The sequence below is a fragment of the Actinopolymorpha sp. B11F2 genome (assembly GCF_040195635.1).
Lineage (GTDB): Bacteria > Actinomycetota > Actinomycetes > Propionibacteriales > Actinopolymorphaceae > Thermasporomyces.
Genome location: NZ_JBEFTX010000020.1, coordinates 30,698 through 55,006, shown reverse-complemented (window position 1 = coordinate 55,006; position 24,309 = coordinate 30,698). Strand labels below are relative to the sequence as shown.

The window sequence follows — 24,309 nt, the reverse complement described above, 5'->3', positions numbered from 1 at the left end:
CTTGGTTTACCCGGTACGGTCAGTTGTCCTCAGCAGGCTATCGCGTTTTGCCCGACGGTCACCGGGCTGCCGACGGTGATCGGATGGCACGGCTGACGGTGGCGATGACAGCCATGAGAATCACCCACGCCGTCAGGGAAAGCACGGACACCACCAGCCCGAAGTGCCCAAGGCTGAATCCCGCAAGGCCGAGCCCAATCGGAGCGGCCAGGCCGGTGAAGAAGCCACGGGTACTGCTCGCGCGCCCCTGCAGCTGTGGCGGCGTCACGCCCATCTGGTGAGTGGTGACGGCTGTGCTGCCGGTCGGGCCCATCGCGAACATCACCGCGAAGAGCGCGCCGATCACATACGTACTGTCGACCACGAGAAACAACGGGATGAGTGCGGCCCACAGGCATCGGTTCGCGACGAGGATCGTCCGCACGCTCAGCCGTTGCACGAGGCGTGGCGCGAACAGCGCACCCAGCGAGGGTGCCGACGCCGGCGAACGTCATCAACAGGCCGGTGGTCGCGGCGGAGTGACGCCGACGATTTCCACGACGAGCACCAAGCCGATGCTCACCCGGTGACCGGCGACGGCGGACACGAGGATCGCCTGGGTCACGAGCTGGCCGGCACCGCACGCGAGCATGAGCAGACGCTTGTCGCACCGGTCGACGAACACACCCGCCGGCAGGCCGACGACAAGGCGGGCAATGACTCCGACCGCCATGACGAGTCCCACCTGCGCAGGGGAATGCGTCACGTCGAGGATCAGCAGGGGATAGGCCACCATGCACGAGGTGGATCCGAGCGCGGCCACCGACTGGCCCGACCACAGCACCCGCGGCGAGAATGCGCACACACAGGTTGCTTTGACCGATGCCTCAGTTCGATCCGGAGGGCGCGGAACGCTTGGCAGGAAAGGCCCCGACGTCCCGGAGAAACGCGAACCGCCCGCCGAACTGCGACGCGAGTGGTCCGATGTCGTTTCCCCACACGTCCTCGAGAAGCGGGTAGTCCCCCTTGGCGACCGCGAGCCGAGCCAGCGGCTTCACCGGCACCAGACTCGTCAGCTCACCCATCATCGTGAACGTGTCGGAGGGCAGCACGTACAACGTCGCATCCACGAACGGCCGCGCAGCTAGTCCGGCGTACTCCACGGCCAGGGAGAAGCACCGGCGCTGCGTTCCGTCGGGGTTCCTGCCCCACCACACGCCGTTGCTCATGGACGAAACCTTCGACCGGTCGATGATCCCGAAGTACATCGCCATCAGGGCATGGTCCACTGCGAAGATACCAGGCTGGCCTGACGTACGACCGCCACCCCAACTGCGACTGCGTGGATGCAGCACGTCGATGCCGGGCGTCGCCGAACCGTGCAGCACCACACCGTGGCGCTCGACCAGGTAGTGCAGGAACTGCCACTTCGGTACCGCGAGCTGGTAATCGAGATCGCCGCCGTCGGCCTGTGCCCATTGGCGTTCACAGTCGGCGGCGATGGCGTCGAGGTCGACGTCGGGTTGCGCGAAGTACAGGCCCCACTGCCAAGCGGCCGGATCGAGGTGGGCGTAGCGGCCGGACTGCAACGGTGACGGTGTCACGGACTCGTGGAGAGCACGCGGCAAGAGCCGGCGCAGCAGGTCGCCACGCAACGGTTCCGGCAGTCGAGGCGCCGCCCGAACGTCGCCTGCGACCGTACGCCCGAACCGGCCGAAGAATGCCATCGCCAGGGCGGCATTCCGGCGTACGTCTGAATCGTCGTGGTCGAGGTGTGCGACCAATGTGCCAAGGAGATCGGCACAGGCTCGCCCGGCCGGCTCGACCCGTTGTGGCCGTGGTGTGTGGACGGAGCGCGACTCCCACCACGGCCACTCCTGGCTGGCCTCCGGCCGCCGAGGATAGCCGGGAGCGATGTGGGCAAGAGCCCGCAGGAGGCCGATCCGCAGCCAGCGGCCCGCCTGCGGCAGCGTCGTTCCGATGGTCGCGGCCACCGCCTCGCCCGAAGGGCCGATGCGGGTCAGGGTGTGGGCCGCGGTGAGGCGTTCCCGCAGCGGGGCCGAGTGGTCGTCGAGGGCCGACGCCACCATCGGGTGAGTGTCGGCGGCACGGGTACCGAGGCTGGCCAGCGCCCGCATCGCGGAGGTCCTTACCGGTGACGCGTCGTGGTCGAGGGCCTGACGAAGGATCGGGAGCGCCCGTTCCCCACCGGCGGAGGCCAACGCCGGCAGGGCGATCGCCAGCTCCTCGCCTTGGTCGCGGAATGCCGCCGTGAGGGCGTCGAACGCGTCGACCGCAGGTGGTCCGAGTTCGCCGACGAGCGAGGCGGCTTCGTTCCTGGTCGTACGATCCGCATCGTGCAGTGAGTCGATGATGACCTCGACCACGCCGTCGAACTCACCGGCGTACGTCAGTGCCTTGGCGGCGGCGAGCCGCACCGGACCGTGGTCTCTGAGGAGTCGGCGAGCCCTGGAGAATCCGGGTTCGCCCAACAGCGACAGGGCTTCGGGGACCTGGACCAGCCGGATCGCGCCCTCGGGATGGGACAGGCCCGTGACGAGCTCGGCGAGGCCGTCGGCGCAGTCGAGGTAGGCGAGTCGGACCGCGGCATTGAGGCGTACCTGGGAGTCGGAATCTGTCAGCGCGTCGCGGAACTCCGCCACCTCCTGCTCGCGAGTCCGCCTTCGTGGGCCGCCCATCCAGCCAATGCTGGCACAGAATGATCAGTCGTGGCCGAGTCGATCGAGCGCTGTCCGGATGAAGCCGTCGCGACGCTCGGTCAACGTCGCCGCGTCGAGGTCCGGACGCCCTTCTGCGTGGATGATTTCGACGAAGCTGTCGAGTTCGACGTCGGTGTTCAGGGCGGCGGTGATGTCCCAGTAGGCGACGTTCTCCGCCTTGCGGCCGCTGGCCTCTTCCCAGCCGGTGAGGATCTCACCGGGTGCGCTCGGCCCGAAGAGGATGGCCGCATCCCAGCGCAGTGAGCCCAGGTCGACTCCGTAGTGGCCGGCGCCAGCGGCGTCCCAGTCGATCATCCCGACGTACGAATCGCCGTCCCACATCGTGTTGGCGTGCCAGAGGTCGCCATGGACGAAGACGGTTTCGCCGCGTGGTGGTGTCATGTCCTGCAGACGATCGTCCGCCTCGTCGAGCAACGGCGTCGATCGGGTCTCCCGCAGCACGGTGTGGGCCTCGTCCGGAGATGGGGCCAGGCCCGCGTTGCGCCACTCCGCCACGATGGCGTCGCGCTCCTGTGCGTCGGTCGTCTGCTGGTATCTCCGCGCCCATCGACGTTCCGCGGCGCGGTCGACCCACGGCATGTGGTGGGTACGCAGCGGAAGATCGGGCCGTGGGGCAAGCGGTACGGAGTGGACCGCTGCTGCGGCAGCGCCGAGGGCGCGGAGGCGTTGAGGTGTCGCCACTCGCGGAATCCTTGTGCTGCCGGGGAGTACGGCGGTCAATATGGCCACAAACCCAGCGGCTGCTTCCTTTTCGAAGGCGAGAAGGCGTGGCGTGGGAAGCTGGTGCTGCTCAGCCCACGCGAGTGCCGTTCCTTCCGTGCGGAGCTCATGCCACTCCGGCGGCCCGGTCTTGAGTACTGCGTCGATGGTCGTCCGGCCGTGGGTGAGGCGGAGAAGCCATGGACCTTCGTTGCCGGCTCGCAGGCTGCGGCTGCTTTCGACGACGGCACCCGCGCCCACGGCGTTGGCCGCCCAGCGAAGGACCTGCTCTGGTGGCGTCGACACAGGGAGAAGCTAGGTCTCTTTGATCGCCCGCGTCGATCCCTTTTAGCCTTCGCGAGTCCTGCGGCGGTCGTTGACGAGGGCGGCGAGGCCGTCGAGCACGCGTTGCAGCCCGAAGTCGTACGCATGGGAAGGGCTGTACGCCGCGCCGTGAGCCGCACCCGCCGCGGCGCCCACGCGGACCGCGCGAGGGTACTTCGCCTCGTCGAACACCCGCTCCAGCAGCGGTGCGTTCGCCTCCCACCACTGCTCATCGGTCAGGTCGGAGTCGCGACGAGCCGCGGCAACGTCGGCGGCGGAACGCGCGGATGCCTGGACGAAGCTCAACACGAAGGTCAGCGCCGCATCGGTGTCCACGTCGTCGAGGCCCACACCGTCGAACGCGCTCAGCTCGTGCTCGTACTTCGCGATCGCGCCCGGTCCGAGCGTGGGTCTGCTGGTGGAGACGGTGGCCATCCAGGGGTGCTGTTCGTACATCGACCGGTTGTCGCCCGCCACCGCCTCGACCCGTCGCCGCCACGCCGCGTTCGCCGGCAGGGTCGTGCGTGGCATCTGGGCGTAGATCGTGTCGAGCATGAGGTCGACGAGCTCTCCCTTGCCGGGAACGTACGTATAGAGCGACATCGGAGCCCTCCCTAGCTCCTGCGCTACGCGGCGCATCGTCACCGCCGGTAGGCCCTCGGCATCGGCGAGGTCGATCGCGACCGTGACGATCTGGTCCACGGTCAGACCCTGGCGTGGTCCTCGCTGCCCACCCGCCGCCGCGCCCCGGTCGCGCCACAGCAGTTCGAGGGTGCGTGCCGGGTCGCCTGCGCTGCTGCGGTCACTGGACATGTCGGACCTTCCGGGTCGGCGTTCGCCAGATTACTCCGTACGACGTACAATGTACGGCGTACGGCATTGTTGTCTCGACTCTATCGCTCCTGGAGGGCTCTATGAAGATCACTTCGTCCGCAGTGTCGCTCAACGTCGACGACGTGGCGGCCTCCGCCGAGTTCCTGGCCACCCACTTCGGCTTCCGCGAGGAGATGGCGGCGGACGGGTTCGCGTCACTGACCCGCGACGACGCCGGGATGAACGTGGTCTTCCTGCGGCGCGGGCTCGAGTCGCTGCCGGAGGACCAGCGCAACGACCACGCGTCCGGGCTGATCCTCGCCTTCGTCGTCGACGATCTCGAAGGCGAGCTGGCCCGCCTCCAGGCGGAGGGAGTCACGATCACGATGCCGCTGACCGTGGAGGAGTGGGGCGAGCGCGCCTTCCAGGTACGCGACCCCAATGGCGTCATCGTCCAGCTCGTCGACTGGAAGGCCGCGGCGTAGGTGCAGCTACCGTCCGAGACGCTGGACGCGATCCGCGACCTCGGTCGTACGCACGCCGCAGATCCCCTGTCCTGGTAGGGATCGTCGCCTGCCGTCGCTCGAACTGTTGGAGGTTCGTCGCCTTCTAAGTCGACCAACCTCCAACAAGTCGCCTGGCTGGCGCTCAGGTCAGCCGCGCGCCAGCGGCCTCGATGCGGGCGATCCATCCCTTCGCGTCGGCTGAACCTTCCGGCGTGTCCGCGAGGCTGAGGAACGCCTGCGAGACGGCCGTGGGGAGCACCAGGTCGAGGCCGGCGCAGTCGCCGTACGCCGCGAACACGTCGGGCCAGCGCGGCGGCGGCACGGACGAGACCAGCAGCCACGCGAGGTCGGTGAGGCCGGGGGCGAGGCTCACGTCCTCCCAGTCGAGGAGGGCGAGGGTGCCGTCGGATGCCGTCCGCATGTTGCGCACCGACGCGTCCCCATGGACCAGGGTGAGCGGTCCGGCGGCGGATCCGGCGCGCGCCAGCTCCGGCACGGCGCCGACGAGCCGCTCGCCCTGGTCACGAGCACGCGCCGTGACGTCGCGACGGGCGGCGAGGATCGGCCAGGTACGGTCGTAGAGCTGGCCGACCAGGTCACCACCAGCGCCGCTCCGGCGCAGCCACGGCCACCGACCGGCGGCGTCGTTCTCGAAGCGTCGGTGAAGGCCGGCGAGGACGCGAGCGGCGACGGCGGGGTCGGCGCCCTGCCGCCACGTCGACAGGTCCTCGAGGACGAGCCGCGTGCCGGCGGGACCTGCCTCCGCCTCGAAGCAGGCGGGGGTGCGCACGCCGACCACGGGCGCGACCTCCCGGTAGAACCGCACCTCCGCCTCGAACGGCTGGAGCGCGTCAGGAATCGACCCCGGCGCCGGAGGATTCCGCCGCTTGACGAACCCGGACATGCAGCGAGCTCAGCGGCGAGCGTCGAGGGCGCGAAGTGCCTCGTCGAAGGGGCGTTGCAGCCAGGCCAGGTGATCCGCCTCGCCGTGGTGGTGGGTCGTGAGGTGGTCGGCCCGGCGCGGAGCGGTGTGGCGTACGTACTCCCGGGCGCCCTCGACGAGCGTGCGCATGTAGTGCAGGCCTTCCGGATCGGCCATTCCCCACGGTCCACCGCAGGCGAGGTAGACCGGCGAGGTGTGGGCGAAGACCTGCCGCCCCCATTCGTCCAGATGCGTCTGAGTGCCGAACGCCCGGGCGGCGATCCAGGCGCTGCCGTCGATGCGTACGTCCTGGGTGAGGGAGAGCCGGCGGTCGCCGCTGTCGCCAGTCGAGTCGGGCGTGGCCGTGCCGACGACCTCGCCGTTGCACACGATCTCCAACGTACGCAGGGGAAAGATGCTGGTGACCTGTGCCTCGACGGTGACCGTCCCTGGCCCGGACAGCTCCACCATGTCGCCCGGCTGCCGGCCGTCGACCCGGAAATCCAGCAACGGCCCGCCGGACAGGAAGGTCCGCCCTGCCCGGACGGCCGCGCACCACGCGTCGTAGCTGAACTCCTGGTCGGCGTCGAGTCGGGCGTACGTGCGGTAGAGCCCGACCGGCACCGCGCTGGACATCTTGTCCGTACCACCCACGAGCGGCAGACGGTAGCCGGAGTTGAGGTAGCGGTAGTACTCGCGCAGGTTGTCCTCACCCTGGGCGAGCATCTCCACCGCGTCGGCGCGTCCGGTGGCGACGAGCACGGCGGGTTCGCCGTTGGGGTTGGGGAAGTGCGCGGCGACCACGGTGCCACCCTGCGCGTGGGTACGGTCGGCCCAGTCGCTGAGGTTGGTGTCGAGCGCACCGCCCAGCTCCGCCTCGTCGGGACCGTCGCTGCACCACGGCATGACGGGTTCCTTCAACCCCCACAGGACCATGTGACCAAGGGCGTGCTGGCGATTCTCCTGACCGACATAGGTGAGGTAGTCGCCGCCATGCACCCCACCCACGCCACTCGGGCGGCCGGTGAACTCCTCGGTGCTGGTGAACAGCGCGCCCCACTGGGACTGAAGCAGGTTGACGACGCGGAGGTCCTCGCCGAGCTGTTCCAGCTGCGCGCCGGCCGTGGACAGGAAGTGGACGTGGGAGTCGCCGGACCACCAGCCGTTCGCGGCCATGTCGGCGACCCGGTTGAGCCGCAGGGTCAGCTCCCGCTGGCCGGGTTCGATGCGTACCGTCTCGCGCAGCGGCGCGTACTCGAACCCCCGGGCCACGTCGACGACGACCTCGCCCCGGGGCAGCCATCCCTGGCACTTGCCGTCGATGTAGGCGTAGGTGGACTGGCCCATCCGGACATCGCCGCCGACGTCGTAGTGCCAGCTGTTGAGGTTCTGCGCGACGTGGTTGTGGTGGCCGTGCGGTTGGTACGGAATCCCTTCGGGGGAACGGAAATGCACCCGGCACGGCACCTGTTTGCCGGTAGTGTCGTCCAGCACCGTGACGTGCACCCAGTTGCGGCCGGAGTCGGCCAGCGTCACGCGTACCCGCCCGGTGTCGGCGTGCCCGTCGCGTTCGACATCACCCCAGGTGACCTGGCCGAGATCCTCGTCCCGTTGCCGCAGGACAAGGGTGGCCGACGGGATCGCCGCGACGCCCGCGTAGGCGGGGCTGGCGGGTGGCGGTGCGTTGGCCGCGCCGTAGCCCGGCCGGTCGTCGACAGTCGTCGGCAGCGGCTGCGGATAGGTCGCGACACCGCGGTCGACCTCGATGCTGAGTACGTCGTCGCGGGCGGCGAGGTCGGGATCGGTGACCTCGAGCCGCACCGGCCTCGCAGGGCCGTTGACGAACGGATGCTCGTCGGCCTGGCTGAGCGTGAGCGCCGCCACGAGAAACGCCGGGCCGTGCGGGATGAGCTCGATCCGCTCGATGGTCCTCTCGGGATGCGGATTTTCCCAACACCACAGCCAGTACGCCTTGACCCGCCCCTTGTGGTGCTCGGTGAGACGGTAGCCGGCGCCGTCCCAGCGGCCCTCGAAACGCGGCTCGTTGCCGTCGGGGGTGTCCGAGACCGCGAGGAACGCGTCCCGGCCCCACTCGGTCGGGACGACCTGGATCTCGAACCGCTCCCGGATGGGCACGGTGATGACCTCGCCGCCAGCGAGGTGGAAGGCGTAGTCGGCGACGTGCGTACCGACTCCGTGCCCGGCAGGTCCGGTGGGCTCGAGCAGGCGATGGGCGACGATCACGCGGCTGGCTTGTTGGCCGACAGCGATCGACACCGGCGTCGGCGTTTGGGGCGCGACGAAGCACCGCTGTGCCGCCGGGTCATCGCCGCCGACCTGGAACGGCAGCCCACGAAGCTGCACGTGACCGAGCGGGGCATCGTCAGCGGTGTCGCCAAGAACGTCGACACCTGCGTTGCAGTACGGATGAAGATCCACGGGCTCATATCCGGCCATCGGCCGATCGTAACGGTCGCCGGTGAACCGGGCGCAGTGCTTTTCGCGGCCAGGCCGTGCCAACTAGATTCGCCGAGGCGGGACTGATCCGAACGCTGCTAGAAGTCGATGCGCATGACGATGCGCCTGAGGGTGGGCCTGCTCACCTCGACCAAGCCGGCGGCGGCGAAGACGCTGGGAGTGCCGAAGTGCCCGAACTCCCTGGTGTGGGGATAGGCCTCCAGGGCACGGGCGCCTCGTTGTCGGGCGAAGTCGACGGCGGCCCGGGCGAGTGCTCGGCTAATGCCTCGGCGCCGAAAACCAGCCCGGGTAAGGATGCAGGTCACCGCCCACACGCTGGCGTCGGTCTTGTCCTCGGCCCGTCCGACCCATGGGGTGGGACATTGGCTCAACAGGCGCGGGTTTGCGGATCGAGGGTCGACCGCGCACCAGCCGACCGGCTCACCGTCGAGGTAGGCGACCAGACCGGTCGTCGTGGTCGACTCTGGCTGTCCGCAGGCGGTCTGCTCCCGGAGCCGGGGGGCGAGCTCGGCGGCTCCAACCGTGGCGATACAACGCTCTCTGGGCTGCATCTTGTACCGCTGGCACCAGCAGATGGACGAAGCGCCGCGTACGCCGAAGATGGCTTGCAAGTCCTCCCACGTCGCCTCGTTCGCAGGGACGATCCGAAGTTGATCGTCGGTGACGGGCGGCCTGCTGCGACCCTCTGCGACGCCTGCTCCGCTGCGCCCAGGCCGTTGATCGTCTCGCCTACGTGGTTGGCGTCGCCCGGCCACCCGAGACGCTTTCCGACCGACTTGTGCAGAAGGCGCCCGAAGGGGATCCTGCCTCTTCTCCAACGCTGGTGCAGCCGCCGTGAGATGGATCGTGACGGTGTCCCCGTCGGCGAGCCCCCTGGGCTTGCGCACCGAGTCTCTTATCGGGAGGACGTAACGCCCGTCCTTGGGCCACAACGATGTCGCCCACTCCGTCTCACCGATACGCGCCCGAACCCGGATCATGCCCCGGTAGTAGGTGCCAGAGGACACCATCTTCAGCTCGAGGCTCTCCTCCTCGGGCACCCTGACAAAGTAGTACGGTGCGGGCCCGCGCCACTGAAAGATCTCGCCACTGAACCCAAGCTCCAGGCGGTCATGTCCCTCAGCCTTGGTTGCTTGCTTCCTTGGCATCTCGGCATCTCTCCCCAGCAGCCCTACGCACCGATGCCGTGGCCAGGACGGTAACACCGGCGACAGCAGTACACCGCTCCACGTCCACAACCGGACCCGACCCTGCCGCGATGGGGTGTAGCGTCATCGCACACATCCGTGGCGTGGCGGCCAGTATGCCGTCAAGCAGAATCCGCATGCGTGACCAGTAGCGGAAGGACCTGCCTGACGTGTCTTGTGACCGCGATCTGACCATCAATCCGCCCGAGACTTCTCCCGTCGACGTGGACTGTGCGGCGTTGGTCCGTGAACTGGACCTACCTGCCGAGGCCATTACGTGGTTGGAGCGGATCGACCGGCCAGCTACCTCACCCGGACCTGTGCTACCCGACGATGCCGAGGCAGCGCAGCAGTTGGAACGCCTCGGCGTCGACGAGGAGGACCGCGACGAGACGCTGGCCTCTCGCCCCGATCCGCATGCCCACCCCGCGCTGTGGTGGGTGCTGGACCGCGCTTACCACGCGCTACTCGCCACTATGGGCGAGGCTGTACCGATCGAGGGCCACTCGGGATGGCCGGTGCGGTTCTCCCCGGAGACCGGGCCGGTGGGCCGGCACCTGCCTGTCTGGATGTATCTGGCCGTCCTTCCCGAGGTACGTCGCTACCACGCCGAGCGCGGGATTCCCGATGACGTGTCCTGGAGCAGCCTGACCGGGCTCGCGGCAGTGATGCAGAAGCACCGATCCGTCACCGGGCTCAGCGGCATCGGACTCTTCGGGTTCGGGACAAGCGCAATGCTGCTCTTTCGAGGGGCGCAGTACAGACTCGGACAGTTGGAGTTCAACCGTGGGGCCATCTCGTTGTCCGACGGTCCATGCGGATATGCGCTCTCCGTCCACATTCCCCCGGCGCCCACCTTCGTTCCGGCGGTCACTGGTACGAGCGCACCGGCTGGCTGCCGTTCTAGGCCCTTGGCGGCGACGGCGTGTCCGCACGTCGGATCGTGGCGAGCCAGGCCGGTGAGCCCTCACCGCCGAAGCGGGTCTCGTAGCGGGTCGCACGGATGTCGACGACATGCCAGCCGTCGGCGAACGCCGAACAGATCTCGGCTCGGCTGATCCGGCGCGGTCCGCCATCTCCTGCCGCCGCGTCACTGAAGCACAGCAGGTGAACAGTCCCGTTCGGCGCAATCACAGTGCCGAGGCTGTCGACGTACCTGGCCCTTTCCTCGTCATCGAAGGTATGGAAGAGGCCGGAGTCGAGCACTGTCTCGAAACGCTGCTGCAGTCGCTGCAGTTGCAGGGCGTCCTCGACTTTGAAGGTCACGGTCAGGGTTCGTTCGGCGGCCTTGCGGCGGGCGATCTCGATGGCGGTGGGAGCGACATCGACGCCCCAGGCCTCGAAACCGGCCGCGGCGAACGCCAGCGCGTTCTCACCAGTGCCGCAACCCGCGTCGAGAACGCGACCATGAACGGCTCCCGCGTGTTCGGCGAGCTGGAGGAACGCCGTTTGTGGGCGGCCGGGGTCCCACGGCGGGGAAGCGTCCTGGTACGAGTGGTCCCAAGGAACCCTGGTGAGGCGTTCGTGCCGGGTGGGAGCCCGCTCGACCTTCTCCATCTGGATCTCGGTGATGTGGGGAGAATCCAGCAGGCCGGTGTCGGAAAGGATTCTGTCGACCGTATCGTCGAGTGAGCTGGACTCGTCGATGAGGCGTTCGTTGACGAACGACAGGCAGTCCCGCTGTCGGTACCAGCTCTCCATGTCGGCCGGCGTGAACGCGGTCGCCTGTGGTCGCGTGGCATGGCGGCGTACCGTCTCGGCGAAGGAAACGTCGAAATAGTAGAAGTACGTAGGGCCGCGGTGGTCCCGGTGCAGGCGGGCGAGCATCGACTCGTACCTGTCGGCGTACAGGATTCCTTCCAGGACGACGTGGTAGCCGTGGTCGAGTGCATAGCGCGCCGTCTGCTCGATGAGGCCGATGTTCGCCATCCCGGGATAGTCGTGTTCGCGCAGGATGGTGCGGCGGATGATGTCCTGGCAGACCCACGCAAGTCCGCGTCCGTACGCCTCGCGGATGGCTTGGGCCGCGGTGCTCTTGCCCGAACCCGAATTGCCGCGCAGCACGATGAGCCGGGTCGATTCGGAGCCGACGTCCATCTGGGGAGCCTACTGTGGCCACGGTCCGGGTCGGCTGGTCAGTGGTAGCCGCGGGCCTGAAGTGCGTAGAGCTCGGAGTAGTGGCCCTGGGCGGCCACCAGTTCTTGGTGGGTGCCGAGTTCGGCGACGCTTCCCTGGTCGAGGACGACTACGAGGTCGGCGGCGGCGACCGTGGAGAAGCGGTGGGTGACCAGCAGGGTGACCGCGCCGCGGGACCGTGCCTTACCGGCGGCAGCGATGTACCGCTCGAAGAGGCGATGTTCGGTGGTGGCGTCGAGTGCGGCGGTGGGTTCGTCGAGGACGAGCAGGAGCGGTTCGGTACGCATCATTCCGCGCGCGATCGCCAGGCGCTGCCACTGGCCGCCGGACAGGTCGACGCCACCGGGCCAGGAGCTGCCGAGCTGGGTGTCCAGGCTTTGGGGGAGTGACTGGAGTACGTCCTCACTCGCGGCGCTGCGGAGCGCGGCGTGAATGGCTTGCGGATCGTGGAGACGCGCGAGGTCGCCGACACCCACCGTCTCCTGTGCGAGAAGTTCGAGCCTGGCGTGGTCCTGGAACGCTCCGGCGGTGCTGGCTCGCCAGGCGTCGATGTCGACCTCGGCGAGGTCGGTCTCGTCCAGCAGGATCCGGCCGGACGTGGGTCGGTACATGCCGGTGAGGAGTTTGACCAGGGTTGTCTTGCCGGCGCCGTTCTCGCCGACGAGTGCGACGACGGCACCGGCTGGTAGGTGGAGGTTGACATCGCGGACGGCTGGTGTGTCGGCGTCGGGATAGCTGAAGGTCAGATGCTCAAGTCGGATCCCGTCGTCGATCCGGGCCGGCGGGGCGCTGGTCCGGGACTGCCCGGCGCGGACCTGATCGTTGTAGTCGCGTAGCCAGAGGAACTGGCCGGTGATGCGAGCGATGCGGGTGAAGCTGATGATGGCCCACTGCACGGACCGTCCGGCGTACTGCAGACGGCCGACCAGCAGGACGGCCAGGACCAGCGCACTGACGGGGACGGACCGGGCGAGTGCGTCGCTGACCATCCACGCCAGGACGGCGGCAGCGGTGAGGAAGAAGAACGTGGCGCACGCGCCTTCGACTGCGTTCGTACGGATGGCCAGGCGCACACCGGGTTGTCGCCAGCCGGTCACCGCCTCGGCGAGTTCGGCCCGCATTGTCCGGCGGATCCCGAACACGCGCAGCTCCGCACCGGCAGTGGGTGAGGTGCCGAGAGCCAGCAGGTGGGTGGTCAGGCGGCCCGGTTCGGCGGAGGACTGCTCGGCGGCGGCCTGCCAGGGCGCCAACCAGTGGGTCGCGGCGAGGATCGGGAGGCCGGCGAGAACCAGCAGCAGCAGCCTCGCGTCGGCGGTCAGCGCGAGCAGGATGGTGCCGGTCACGAAGACGAGATCGTTGAACGTGCCGAGAAGCATGTTGAAGGCGCCGCCGAGGGCGTCGCGCTGATCGCGCAGGATCTGCAGCCGGTCGAGATAACGCGGCGACTCCAGGTGGTCCAGTGTCTGGATGCTCGCGGTGATGCGGGCGATCTCGGTGTCGAACGCGAAGCCCACGCGTTCCATCTGGTTGACCCGCGCGGTCGTGCCGGCGATCTGAAGGATCCAGTTGAGGCCGATCGATGCGGTGAAGGCGCTCACGGCGAGCACCATCTGCCTCGTGTCGTTTCGTACGGCACCTTCGACGAACCACGCGAGGTAGAGGGGCTGAAGCAGGCCGATGACCTTGCCGACGGCCTCGAGGAGGCAGACCAGCGTCTGCCAGGGGCTGACCCGCACGGACATGGCCATCACGATGCCGATGCCTCGAAGTGCCCTCATGGCGTCGGCACCTGCCCGGTGTCGTCCGCTGTGTGCCCGGCGTACTCAGATCGGGCGGCCCCTGCGGCGGCGAAACGCCGTGCCTGCAGGTGGAACATCTGGGCGTAGGTGCCCCCGGCGGCCAGGAGTTGGTCGTGCGTGCCGTCCTCGATGACGCGTCCCCGGCCGATGGCATCCTGGCCGATCACGACGATGCGGTCGGCGTGCCGGACGCTCGAGAGGCGGTGGCTCACGAGCAACGTCGTCATCCCGGCTGTCACCTCGAGGAAGCGGTCGAACAAGGCCGCTTCGGCGCGCACGTCGAGCGCGGCCGTGGGTTCGTCGAGCACGAGGATCCCGGCGCCGCTCGCGACGGTGGCGAGCGCACGGGCAAGGGCGACCCGCTGCCACTGGCCCCCGGACAGGTCGGTGCCGGCGGTGAACTCAGGCGACAGAATGGTGTCCCAGCCGTGCTCGAGCCGTTCCAGGAGCTCCGTGCCCCCCGCGTCCTCGAGCGCCCTGGCCAGGACCGAGTCGTCGACCTGGTGCGCGGGCGAGTGTGGGTTGGCGTTGGTGCGTCCGGTGGGGCCAGGTCGGCTGTGCGGTCCGACGTTCCGGCGCAGCGACAACTTGTAGCGGACGAAGTCCTGGAAGATCACCCCGACTCGGTGGCGTACCGAGTCGTCGGCGGCGGGGTCGCCGCCGTCGATCCGGACGGTTCCCGAGTCTGGCGCGTAGAGCCCGCAGAGGAGTTTGATCAGCGTCGACTTCCCCACGCCGTTCTCACCTACGACGGCCAAAGCCTGGCCGGCCGGCACCGTCAACGACAGCCGCGTGAACGTCGGCTCCTCGCGCGTCGGGTAGGTGAACGTCACGTCGCGAAGCTCGATGCCCGCGGCACCCGACCGGATCGCCGTCGCGGGCGAGGCCGCCTGCGCCGGCGTCTGGCCGGGTGGATCCGGCAGCTCCCTCAGCCCGAGCTGGGTGCGGAGCCGGACCAGCTCCCACGTCGCGGCGGTGGAGCGGCCGAGCGCCATCTGCTCGTCGCCCAACGGGCCGAACGCCTCCAACGCGAGGATCGCCTGCACCAGCGTGACGATCGCCGCGAGCGAGACCACACCGGCCGAGGCGTCGCGCGCGAGCAGAGCCAGCACCAGTCCGTTGGCGGCGAGCATGGCGACCGCGGCCACCATCACCCTGCCCAGCCCACGGTGGCGATTGCGCCAGACCAGAACCATCGCGGCTTTCCACGTGGTCGAGTAACGCTCCAGCAGCCAGCCCGCCAGGCCGAACAGCCGGACCTCCTTCGCTGGTCCGGCGCCGGTCAGCAGCCCACGCAGATAGGCCGCGCGGCGACGTTCGTCACCGGCGACCTCGAGGACGTTGTCGTGCTGCCTGTTCACCCACCAGGTGAACACCCGGGACAGCACGACGTACGACGCGGCCACGACGAAGGGTGCCCACCAATGCCACGCCATCAGCACGAGGAACGAGCCCACACCGGTGAGCCGGGTGCGGACGATCGACCACGTGAGCTCGATACCCGCGGTGAAGTCCCACTCGCGGCTGGCGTTGATCACCGCATCGAGGCGTCCGGCGACGTCGGGATCCTCCAGGTGGGCAACGCCGTGCGGCGCCGTCCCCGCGTCCATCACCATGTCGTAGAACGTGCGGACGTAACGTGCCGAGATCGCCTGGGACAACGCGGCCGTCGCTGACGTCAGGATCGGCGAGGAGACGAATGTGGCCGCGACGAGGAGCAGCCAGAGCCACACTCGTTCGGCAGCGGCCGGTGATGCCCCGGCCACGGCGGCTTGATGGAGCGACCCGATCAGCTGTCCGGTCGCCAGGATGCCGCCGGTCACGACAGCAGCCGAGCCGGCGGCCAGCCCCAAGGCCGTCAACGAGTGGGCCGGTGCTGATGCCCACAGCACCCGGCCGTAGAGAGCCATCCGACGAAACGACCCGGCCACCAGAGACGAGCCGGGAACTCCCATGCGCGAAAGCTAACGGCAGACCGTGAACAAGGACCAGTGCTTTTGGGGGTCAGGACGTGCGTTTCCAGTAGTAGGCGTTCTCCCGGTGGACGCAGGTGACCTTCTCCCCGTTCCTGGTCGTTTCGATCAAGCCCACCTCGATGTACGTACAAGGCTCGCCTGGTCGGGCGTCACTACCCACGCCGCCGGTGGGAGGCGACGTTCCTGGCGACCGCTCCCCGGACGCGGACGGAGATGGGGAGGGAGACGGAGATGGGGAGGGGGACGGAGACGAGGACGAGGTTTCGGGCGCCTGCGTACGAGGCGTGTGTGTTCCTGGGCCGGTGGGCTGCTCTCCGCGCAGTGCCGCCTGCGCGACGTAGGCCGACATGCCGAGCGCGGCGACGACGGCGGTGCCCACCAGAATCTGCCGCCAATGCCGCCCGCTCGGGGCAGGAGGCCTGGCCGGGCGTGGGTCGCGAGGCGTCGTCGGTCTTGTCAAGGCTGGCTTGACGGAGGGAGGGTGCGGTGCCGACCGGCGTACGAAGTCGGCGGCCGAAGGTCCACTCAACCCCCATCCTGGTGGCAGCGGCGGGATCACGTCGGCGATGTCGACCACGCCCGCCGGGTCACTCGTGACCGCGGCGGGATCCGGCAACAAACCTGTCGCCGCCAGCTCCGAGCGGGCGTGCGCAGCGGAGTCGGGACGGTCGCCAGCATTCCAGGCGGCGAGCCTGCGCAGGTAGTCCCAGAGCGGAGGGGGCACATGGTCAGGGCGATGCGTACCCACGCCGACGTCGGGATCGGGTCGGACGCCGGTCAGCATCTCGACGGTGACGACGCCAGCGGAATAGAGGTCGTGGCGTGGTTCGGGGTCGGCGCCTCGGACCTGTTCGGGAGCCAGATATCCAGGTGTTCCGAAGACCTGCGAGGTACGCGTCATGCGTGGCTCGTCGAGCGGGACAGCCACCCCGAAGTCGCTGAGGAACACGTGCGGACGCGTGCGCCCGGTCGCCTCGAGGAGCAGGTTGGCGGGCTTGACGTCGCGGTGGACGAGACCGGCCGCATGGACGGCAGCCAATCCGTCGAGCAGTTGGTCGAGCAGCAGAGCGGCCCACTGCGGCGGCAGCAGTCCCGCGTTGCGCTGAAGCGATGCGACCGAACCGCCGTGGACCATCTGCATCGTGAAGAGGACCCGCTCGTCCTCGCCGGCCCAGCCGAGTGGCGTGATCACATGCGGATGGCTGATCCGGAAACTCTGCTCCCGGACGAACCGCAACAGCGATCCCGCGTTGAACTGCTGCAGGACCTTCGCCGCGACATAGCGGTGTTCGCGATGGTCCCAGGTGCGCCAGACCGCGCCCATGCCGCCCTCGCCGAGAATGTCGACGAGTTCGTAACGTCCTGCGAGCACCGGGTCCCATCTCCCACGTCAGAGGCAAACGCTCAAGGTAGCCCCGTAAGGGATCGTGGACGACGAGCGTTGCGTGTTATCGAGGCGGGGCCGGCGGCGGGTTCTGCGGCGGACCCTGATTCGGCTGTTGCGATGGCTGTCTCGGCGGCTGCGGCGGTGGCCATGGGGGGTTCTGCCCCGGTACCCCTGCTGGCGTGCTGCGGGGACGGCGGAGCAGGAACACCGCCAGGATGACGCCGAGGAGGACCACCGCACCACTGCCCCCCGCCACGGCGACGGGCATCAACGAGCCCGAGCCGTCGGCGGCCGAAGGCTCAGATGCGTCTCCTTCTCCCGACGATCCCGACGCCCCCGACGATCCAGCCGGAGCCTCACCAGCCTTCTCCTCAGTTTTCGCCGCCTCCGGTTCCGGGTCGGGCTCCAGGTAGGTCGGCTCCCCGGATACCTCGCCCTTGACCGCCACCGCGATGTCGATGGGCTCCTGGTACTTCCGTCCTTCGTCGTCGGCGTTCTGTTGGATCGCGACGTAGTAGTGGCCCGCGAGCGAGGCTGCCTGGATGGTGTCGCCGCCACCGTCCTCCCGGTTGCGGTACCGGACCTCCGGCAACGTCGCATGGAAGACCTGGTTCTGCGAGTAGGTCCTCGTCGTACCGGTGAAGTTCTTCGCGGAGCCTCCGGGCAGGAAGAACTCGGCGCGGTCGGGTCCGTACGCACGGATCTCCACCTTCTCGCCGAGTTGGCCGAGTTGGCTGTCCAGTGCCGGGTTCGCAGGGAGCCGGAAGGTCACCGCGACGGACTGCCCCCAGTCGGCGCGGACCCGGTAGAAGAGCTGCTCGCCAGGCTGCAGCGTGCCCGTCCAGTGCCCTGGCGTGAGGCTTGTCGCGTCGGCGAAGCCACCGCCGCCGTCTGCCTTGCCCTGGCTCTGGCCGGCGGGAAGCGCTCCGAAGTCGATGTCCGCCTCCTCGACCTGCTCCGGCAACTGCTCGACGCCACCGTCGAGCGGTGGTTCCTCGATCACGACGAGTTCCATCGGATCTTCGGACCCGCTGGCCGCACCGTCCTCCTCGCTGCGTTCGACCTTCAGGAGCAGGCGGTCGGACGTCTTGCACTCGTCGGGGACGTACGTCGAGGCGGAACTGTTGCCGTTCGGCCCCTGGAACACCGAGGCGTTGAGGAAGTCCCTGGTCGAGCTCCACTCGAACGCGGCGCCGTTCCCCCAGGTGCATTCCTCGTCCCCGGCCGGGGTGAGCAGCTCGAGCGTCAGCTCGTCCGACGAGGCCGCCGAGCCACTGCGCTTCTCCGGCCGACTGGTGACGGCGGCGTGCAGGGTGGAGCCGGGAGTGCGTGTCAGCATGTAGTACTTGACCCGGCCGTCCTGCTGGGTCGGCGAGGCAAGCGTGTCGGTGTACTGGCCGGCGCCGATCTCCGGTGCCTCGCCGGGTTGGAGTCCGCCCTTGACCGGCGTACCGGAGACCGCGAAGTCGGTGAACGCACGAAGTGCCGACTGGTCAAGGCTTGCGGCGAGGTCGCCGGCGTCGTCCGCGTCGTAGTAGGTCCCGCCGCCGGCGTCGGCGATGCAGGACAGCTGGCGCTTCGCGGCGGCGCCGACATGCAGGCCGACCACGTCGATCTTGAGGTCGATTCCCTTGGCGTGGATGTCTCGCGCGACCAGGCAAGGGTCGGGGGTGCAGGTCTCCTCACCGTCGGAGACGAGCAGGATCGTGCGCTTGCCCTCGGTACCGAGGTCCTTGGCCGCCTGCTCGAGGCTGTGCGCGATCGGTGTCTCTCCGTACGGCTTGTACTTGGCGATGGCAGTCTTCAGCGCCGGCTTGTCCGCCGGTCCGATCGGCACGACCAGCTGGGAGTCCGTGCACGCACCCGGGTCCGACTTCTCGAAGACGGTGGCGCCGTACACGCGCAGCCCCACCACGGCGTCCCCCGGGAGCTTGTCCACCACGGTGTTCAACGCCTGCTTGGCCGCGCTGATCTTGCTGGTACCGGACTGGTCGGGCTCCTTCATCGACCCCGACGAGTCGAGCACCAACAGCAGCGAGCCCTCGCTTGCCTCGCCTTCGTCGAGCGCGGAGGCCGGTGCCGCGAGCGTGGGCAGCGTGGTGGGCGGTGCCGCGAGAGCGGGCGCGACGAGCAGTCCCGCCGCAAGGGACGCCGCGGCGAGGACGGTGGAAACGTGGAGAAGGTGACGGCACGCAGCTCTGCCCAACATGGCCGCCATCGTGAACCCGGCCGCTGTATTTCCACTGTGGCGCGCCTGTAGGCCGGTGCGATCCCGACGATTGCCGAGCGTGCGTACGCAGAGAGACAGCCCGCGCACGCTTCGAAGTTGTCGCCCAGCCCCGGCAACTTCGGTGCCAGTTCATCCGTCATGAGAATGCAGGTCCTGATCATGGGTTGCCGGTTGGCTTGTGGCCCGTCATCATCATGACGCGACTGCCGGACGCCGGACGCCGGACGGGGGGCGAGTGGTGTGGACACAGGCGCTCGATCTGCCAGCAGGCCAGACTGCTACTCTCCAAATCCTACCTACCTAGTCTGATATATCGCCCATACCGTCCAGTTCGACCCAAAGGAGCGCAGTGAGCACTGGCACGACGCACGGTCCCCGGGTGCTGATGGTGGGTGCGTACGAACGAGACAACTTCGGTGACCTGCTGTTTCTCCTGGTGACCGAGAAGTATCTGCCGAACGCGCAGGTGGTCTCGTCCGCCCCGTTCAGCGCCGACATGACCGCGTTGCTGGACCGCAAGGTCGAGGCCTACAGCCCGCTGCTGCTGGACGAGGAGTTCGACGCGGTCTGGACCGTCGGAGGACAGGTGGGCGGCACCGACCTCAGGAGCGCGTTTCGGATGTCGGCCGGCCCTGAGCTCTACCGTGAGTACCGGCGCAGTTCGCCGGCCAGGCGCGACGAGATGGTGCGCGAGGCGGCGGGCAAGGTCCACATCGCATCGCCGTACATCCCATCGCTGGCCTCCTACCCGCTCAACGCGGGGGCCATCTCGGTGCTCAACTCGGTCGGTGTGTCCGGGATCCGGGGCGCCGAGCGCTACCGCCGGGAAGAGCTCATCGCCCTGCTGCGCGCGGCAACCCTGGTCTCCGTGAGGGACAAGGAGTCGAGCGTCTATCTCACCGAGTTGGGGATCGAGCACCGCCAGGTTCCCGACGCCGTGCACGCGATCAGTGTCCTGCGACCCGCCGAACGCAATCCCGACTCGGATGTGGCGATCTTCCAGGCGTCGACGTCCATCCTCACCAAGCTGGGCCACGCCAACGTCGCGGCGGCGCTCGTCGCCAGCGAACACCTCAAGGGCCTGCGGATCCGGCTCCTGATGGCCGGCACCGCCAACGGCCACGACTCGGTGGCCGACTTCGAGAAGGTCATCACACACGCCAAGCGGATCGATCCCGGTGTCGACATGGAGATCGTCGCCGACCGGCGCCCGTTCGACCTGTGCGACCGCATGCGCGAGGCGCGGGTCGTGATCGGCACGTCCCTGCACGTGCGGATCATCGCCTGTGCCTACGGCATCCCGCGGGTGACGCTGTCGCGGACCAAACCGACCCGGTACGCGCGAGCCTGGGACCCCGACATGCCCTTCGACGTGTCCCTGGGCGGGCTCGACGTGGCCGTCGGGCAGGCGCTGGAGGCCGCCGACCGTCCCGAGGTCCTCGCCCGGTCGCGGGAGCTCTCCCGGCTCGCCCACGACAACCTCACGAACTTCGCCGAGCAGGTCACGACCCTGGCGGCGACGCAGACCGCCGAGGACAAGGAGCGGCGCCGCGACGCCAGGCGGCACACCCAGGCGGCGCTCCTCGCCAGTCGTACGGAGGAACTCAAGCGTGCCCGCAAGGAGCTGATGGCGATCCGCTCCTCGCGCACCTACCGGCTGACCCAGAAGGCGGGCAAGATCGTGCGGGCCATCCGTCGTTCGCTCGGCGCCAAGGCCACCGCGCGCGCCGCATAAGCGGGGGACAGCACGGACGCCGCGCAGGCGCCGTCCGGGCGCTCCCCGCGGGTGTGCCCGGACGGCGACCCCGCCCCCCGCCAGCGCACGCGTGTCGCTTGCCCTGCCCGCTCGTCGACTGCGTGCGCCCTCTGCGCGGTCAGCGAAGGGGCGGATCCACGAGGAAGACCCGGTGCAGGCCGGTACGCCGGAGCAGGTCGAGCGCCTTCGCGTTGGGGTTGCGGATGATGACGCCGCCGCCCCGGGCCCTGCAGGCTCGGTGGGTGCCGAGCAGTGCGGCCAGCGTGGTCGAGGACAGGCGGTCGATCCGGGACACGTCGACGATGAGATTGCGTACGCCGGCGAGAACGAGATCTCGGAGCTCCCACCGCAACTCGGCCATGCCGTTGGCGACCAACGCCTCGGTCAGGATGACTTCGGCCTCGCTGTGGACGAGAGACTTTCCGGTTGCCCCCATGGCCAACTCCCGAGTTGGTTTCGAGATTCCCCGAGTATGGGCCCACGTTGTCACCATGGCTTTGAGGCCGCTCGGCCGGTTACTTTGCGATTACGTGACGAAGTCCTCCGGGCGTGACCTGGAACGCGTCGCCGCACAACCTTTGGCAGCATGGGCCCATGCCGACGCGGGTGCTTGTGGTGGAGGACGACGACCGGATCAGGTCCGTCCTCCGGCTGGCCCTGGAAGACGAGGGCTACGCGGTCACCGAAGCGGTGGCGGCGGAGGAGGCCCTGCGCTCCCTCTCGGCCACATCTCCCGATCTGATCATCGTCGATCTGATGCTCGGCGACATGGACGGTTTCACCTGCATCAGGGAGATCCGGCGGTCAAGCGACGTGCCCATCATCATCGTCAGCGCCCGGGTCGACACCCACGACATCGTCGCCGGTCTGGAAGCGGGAGCCGATGACTACGTCACGAAACCCTTCCAGATCAAGGAGATCACGGCCCGGCTCCGGGCCCTGCGCAGGCGGCTCAGGGGGCCGAGTGATGCGGAGGCGCCGGCCGACATCGTGCTCGACTCCGATCCTGACGCCAGGCTGGTGCTCTCACCGGCCCGGGGGACACTGCGGCGGGCTGGGCAGGACCTGCACCTCACGCTCACCGAGTTCCGGCTGCTGAGTGAGCTCGCCACTCCGCCCGGGCGGGTGCTCAGCCGGCAGGTGCTGCTGGAGTCGGTCTGGCAGCACGGCTTCTTCGGCGACCAACGCATCGTCGACGTCCACATCCGCCGGCTGCGGACGAAGATCGAACGCGACCCGGCGACCCCGCGGCTCGTCGTCACCGTCCGGGGGCTGGGCTATCGGCTGGACCCAGCATGAGCGCGACCGGCATGGGCCGGGTGGTGCGGGCGCGCGGGCTGCGTGGTCGGGTGGTTCTCGCCTTCGGTGTGGGCGCGCTGCTCGTGTCCGCCATCTTCGCCGTCCTGACCTACGGTCTGACGCAGAGCTATCTGCTCACCCAGCGTGAGCAGGCCGTCGTGCGGCAGGTGTACATCGATGCCAACTTCCTCCGCGGCCGGCTGGAAACCGCCGGAGCTGACATGCCCACGGTCCTCACCGCGAGTACGCCCTCGGCCGACGCCACCATCGTCGTGAGCCGCGGTGGGCGGTGGTACTCCTCCTCGTTGGAGGCCGGACGCGAGTCACTGCCGTTCGCGCTGCGCGCCGAGGTGGAGTCCGGGCGGCCCGCGTCGATGCGGACCCGGCTGGGTGGCGAACCCGTCCTCGTCGTCGGGGTGCCGCTACGCGCGGTCGGTGCGTACTTCTACGAGGTCGTGCCGCTTACCGAACTGCAGGAGACCCTCCGCATCCTCGGCACGGTCCTGCTGGGCGGCGCGTTGGTGGCGGCCGCGGCTGGTGGCGGGCTCGGCGTGTGGGCGAGCCGGTCGGTCCTGCGACCGTTGAACGAAGTGGCCAGTACGGCGGCGCAGATCGCGGGCGGGCAACTCGACACCCGTCTGGCGGCCACGAGGGACCCCGACCTCGCGACCATCGTCGGTTCGTTCAACAGCATGGTCGACACGTTGCAGCAGCGGATCCAGCGCGACGCCCGGCTGGCCGCCGACGTCAGCCACGAGCTGCGGTCGCCGCTCACCACGCTGGTGGCGAGCGTGGAGGTCCTCAACACCAGGCGGGACGAACTGCCGCAGCGGTCCCGGCAGGCGTTGGATCTCGTGACCGGAGAACTGGAGCGGTTCCGCAACCTGCTCGACAACCTGCTGGAGCTCGCGCGGATGGACGCCGGTCTCGACCCGCGGGCGATCGAGCCGTTACCGCTCGCGGACCTGCTGGGCCATACGCTCCGCCGGTCGGGCCGCTCGCCTGACCTGCTCGTCGTCGAGTCGGATGCGAAGGTGAACGGTGACAAGCTGATGCTGGAGCGGATGTTCGGCAACCTCTTCGACAACGCCGAGATCCACGGGCACCGGCTCGTGCGGGTCCGGCTCCTCGCCGACACCGAGGCCGACGACCGCGTTCTGGTGTTGGTCGACGACGACGGTCCGGGCGTACGACGAGAAGACCGGGAACGCATCTTCGAACGCTTCGCGACCGGGCGGACGGCACGGCGGTCCTCGTCGGGCACGGGGCTCGGTCTCGCGTTGGCGCGTGAGACGGTGGCCGCCCACGGGGGAGCGGTCTGGTGCACGGGTCGGCCGGAGGGCGGCGCACGCTTCGCCGTCTCGCTGCCTCGGGTGCAGCCATGAGCCGGCGAAGGGTGGGCCTGCTCCTGGCGGGTGCCGTCCTCGCCGCCGCGTCGGCGCTGCTCGGCGGGTGTGGGGTGCCGAGTCAGGACCGGCCGACACTCATCGAACCGACCACGGTGCCGTTCGGCCTGCTGAGCAACCGGTCGGGGGCGGCAGAGGCGGGCGCCACTCCGCTGCCGGGTTCGGACACGAGTGCCGACCCGTTCTTCCACACGAGCGTGGCGGTCTACTTCGTCGAAGGCAAGACCCTCGTCGGAGTGAAACGTAAGGTCCGACCGGGGCCGTTGCCGGACCGGGTGGACGTGGTGGTCGAGGCGCTGACCTCCGGACCCGCCGCGCCGGAACAGGCCCGTGGCCTCAGCTCCGCCATCCCACCAGGCCTGCGGCTCGCCGTCGCGTCCTTCGAGGGCGGGCAGGTCACCATCGACCTCGCCGGCGACTCTGCTGGGCTGACTGCCGCCGAGAGCCCGCTCACCATCGGACAGGTCGTGCTGTCGCTGACCTCGCTTCCCGGCGTCGAGCGGGTCCAGCTCACCCGCGACCACCAGCCGGTCGAGGTCCCGCTGGTGGACGGCTCACTCACGACGAGACCGCTTGCCGGAGTCGACTACCAGGTGCTGCGGGACCGTCCCACCCCTCCCGCCGGCAACTGACGCAGGGCGATCCTCTCGTTGACAACAAGTGTTTCGAAA

The 24,309-nt window shown here is 69.0% G+C and carries 20 protein-coding genes and 1 pseudogene; 6 read left to right on the top strand and 15 right to left on the bottom strand.

The features are described from left to right. Positions 1 to 58 precede the first annotated feature (58 nt). The 5 genes from ABN034_RS28435 to ABN034_RS28415 form a co-directional block, all read right to left on the bottom strand. Complete coding sequence (locus tag ABN034_RS28435; RefSeq protein WP_349694056.1) at positions 59 to 424, bottom strand: hypothetical protein; 366 nt, start codon at positions 422 to 424, stop codon at positions 59 to 61. A 69-nt stretch (positions 425 to 493) separates the two neighbouring features. Next, the gene (locus ABN034_RS28430) at positions 494 to 823 is read right to left on the bottom strand and encodes an MFS transporter (RefSeq protein WP_349694055.1); all 330 of its coding nucleotides are present in this window, start codon (positions 821 to 823) and stop codon (positions 494 to 496) included. A 43-nt stretch (positions 824 to 866) separates the two neighbouring features. After that, positions 867 to 2,678, bottom strand: a complete 1,812-nt coding sequence (locus tag ABN034_RS28425) for a HEAT repeat domain-containing protein (protein ID WP_349694054.1) — start codon at positions 2,676 to 2,678, stop codon at positions 867 to 869. Between the two features lie 24 nt (positions 2,679 to 2,702). After that, positions 2,703 to 3,725: an aminoglycoside phosphotransferase family protein gene (locus tag ABN034_RS28420; protein WP_349694053.1), complete on the bottom strand. Its 1,023-nt coding sequence runs from the start codon at positions 3,723 to 3,725 to the stop codon at positions 2,703 to 2,705. A gap of 42 nt (positions 3,726 to 3,767) precedes the next feature. After that, a complete protein-coding gene (locus ABN034_RS28415; RefSeq protein WP_349694052.1) occupies positions 3,768 to 4,556 on the bottom strand; it encodes a TetR/AcrR family transcriptional regulator in 789 nt (262 codons plus the stop codon). Between the two features lie 101 nt (positions 4,557 to 4,657). Here ABN034_RS28415 and ABN034_RS28410 point away from each other — a divergent pair, with 101 nt between their 5' ends. Then, positions 4,658 to 5,041, top strand: coding sequence for a VOC family protein (locus ABN034_RS28410; RefSeq protein WP_349694051.1), 384 nt, complete (start codon positions 4,658 to 4,660; stop codon positions 5,039 to 5,041). Positions 5,042 to 5,204: 163 nt separating this feature from the next. Here the strand turns inward: ABN034_RS28410 and ABN034_RS28405 are convergent, their stop codons facing one another. From ABN034_RS28405 to ABN034_RS28385, 4 genes are all read right to left on the bottom strand, one after another. Next, the gene (locus ABN034_RS28405) at positions 5,205 to 5,966 is read right to left on the bottom strand and encodes a phosphotransferase family protein (RefSeq protein WP_349694050.1); all 762 of its coding nucleotides are present in this window, start codon (positions 5,964 to 5,966) and stop codon (positions 5,205 to 5,207) included. A gap of 9 nt (positions 5,967 to 5,975) precedes the next feature. Continuing rightward, the gene (locus ABN034_RS28400) at positions 5,976 to 8,441 is read right to left on the bottom strand and encodes a CehA/McbA family metallohydrolase (protein ID WP_349694049.1); all 2,466 of its coding nucleotides are present in this window, start codon (positions 8,439 to 8,441) and stop codon (positions 5,976 to 5,978) included. Between the two features lie 98 nt (positions 8,442 to 8,539). Next, positions 8,540 to 9,610 carry a GNAT family N-acetyltransferase gene (locus ABN034_RS34630; protein WP_502879107.1) on the bottom strand — a complete coding sequence of 357 codons (1,071 nt, stop codon included), beginning with the start codon at positions 9,608 to 9,610 and terminating at the stop codon, positions 8,540 to 8,542. 362 nt (positions 9,611 to 9,972) lie between these two features. Then, positions 9,973 to 10,110 carry a hypothetical protein gene (locus ABN034_RS28385; protein WP_349694048.1) on the bottom strand — a complete coding sequence of 46 codons (138 nt, stop codon included), beginning with the start codon at positions 10,108 to 10,110 and terminating at the stop codon, positions 9,973 to 9,975. Here ABN034_RS28385 and ABN034_RS34625 point away from each other — a divergent pair. Then, positions 10,045 to 10,296: pseudogene (locus ABN034_RS34625) on the top strand (acyltransferase domain-containing protein); the annotation flags it as partial. The gene ABN034_RS28385 and the pseudogene ABN034_RS34625 sit on opposite strands and share 66 nt — an antisense overlap. Positions 10,297 to 10,552: 256 nt before the next feature. On the opposite strand, the gene ABN034_RS28380 reads toward ABN034_RS34625, so the two are convergent. The 5 genes from ABN034_RS28380 to ABN034_RS28360 all read right to left on the bottom strand — a co-directional run bounded on the left by ABN034_RS28380 (position 10,553) and on the right by ABN034_RS28360 (position 19,156). Beyond that, positions 10,553 to 11,746 (bottom strand): methyltransferase domain-containing protein, encoded by a 1,194-nt coding sequence (locus ABN034_RS28380; RefSeq protein WP_349694047.1) that lies wholly within the window; start codon positions 11,744 to 11,746, stop codon positions 10,553 to 10,555. 38 nt (positions 11,747 to 11,784) lie between these two features. Further along, positions 11,785 to 13,563, bottom strand: a complete 1,779-nt coding sequence (locus ABN034_RS28375; RefSeq protein ID WP_349694046.1) for an ABC transporter ATP-binding protein — start codon at positions 13,561 to 13,563, stop codon at positions 11,785 to 11,787. Further along, the gene (locus ABN034_RS28370; protein ID WP_349694045.1) at positions 13,560 to 15,539 is read right to left on the bottom strand and encodes an ABC transporter ATP-binding protein; all 1,980 of its coding nucleotides are present in this window, start codon (positions 15,537 to 15,539) and stop codon (positions 13,560 to 13,562) included. Before ABN034_RS28370 ends, ABN034_RS28375 begins: the two co-directional genes overlap by 4 nt. Positions 15,540 to 15,588: 49 nt before the next feature. After that, a complete protein-coding gene (locus tag ABN034_RS28365) occupies positions 15,589 to 16,932 on the bottom strand; it encodes a serine/threonine-protein kinase (RefSeq protein ID WP_349694044.1) in 1,344 nt (447 codons plus the stop codon). A 76-nt stretch (positions 16,933 to 17,008) separates the two neighbouring features. Next, complete coding sequence (locus ABN034_RS28360; protein ID WP_349694043.1) at positions 17,009 to 19,156, bottom strand: VWA domain-containing protein; 2,148 nt, start codon at positions 19,154 to 19,156, stop codon at positions 17,009 to 17,011. A 370-nt stretch (positions 19,157 to 19,526) separates the two neighbouring features. On the opposite strand from ABN034_RS28360, the gene ABN034_RS28355 reads away from it, so the two are divergent. Continuing rightward, entirely contained in the window at positions 19,527 to 20,912 is a 1,386-nt protein-coding gene (locus tag ABN034_RS28355; RefSeq protein WP_349694042.1) for a polysaccharide pyruvyl transferase family protein, read from the top strand. Positions 20,913 to 21,051: 139 nt separating this feature from the next. On the opposite strand, the gene ABN034_RS28350 is transcribed toward ABN034_RS28355, so the two are convergent. Next, positions 21,052 to 21,369, bottom strand: a complete 318-nt coding sequence (locus ABN034_RS28350) for an STAS domain-containing protein (RefSeq protein ID WP_349330579.1) — start codon at positions 21,367 to 21,369, stop codon at positions 21,052 to 21,054. Positions 21,370 to 21,527: 158 nt separating this feature from the next. On the opposite strand from ABN034_RS28350, the gene ABN034_RS28345 reads away from it, so the two are divergent. The 3 genes from ABN034_RS28345 to ABN034_RS28335 are packed head-to-tail and all read left to right on the top strand — an operon-like array spanning position 21,528 to position 24,270. Next, positions 21,528 to 22,232: a response regulator gene (locus ABN034_RS28345; RefSeq protein WP_349694041.1), complete on the top strand. Its 705-nt coding sequence runs from the start codon at positions 21,528 to 21,530 to the stop codon at positions 22,230 to 22,232. Then, positions 22,229 to 23,617 carry a HAMP domain-containing sensor histidine kinase gene (locus ABN034_RS28340; protein ID WP_349694040.1) on the top strand — a complete coding sequence of 463 codons (1,389 nt, stop codon included), beginning with the start codon at positions 22,229 to 22,231 and terminating at the stop codon, positions 23,615 to 23,617. Before ABN034_RS28345 ends, ABN034_RS28340 begins: the two co-directional genes overlap by 4 nt. Beyond that, on the top strand, positions 23,614 to 24,270 hold the full coding sequence (locus ABN034_RS28335; protein ID WP_349694039.1) for a GerMN domain-containing protein: 657 nt from the start codon (positions 23,614 to 23,616) through the stop codon (positions 24,268 to 24,270). The genes ABN034_RS28340 and ABN034_RS28335 overlap by 4 nt, the downstream gene beginning before the upstream one ends. The last annotated feature ends 39 nt before the right edge of the window (positions 24,271 to 24,309 follow it).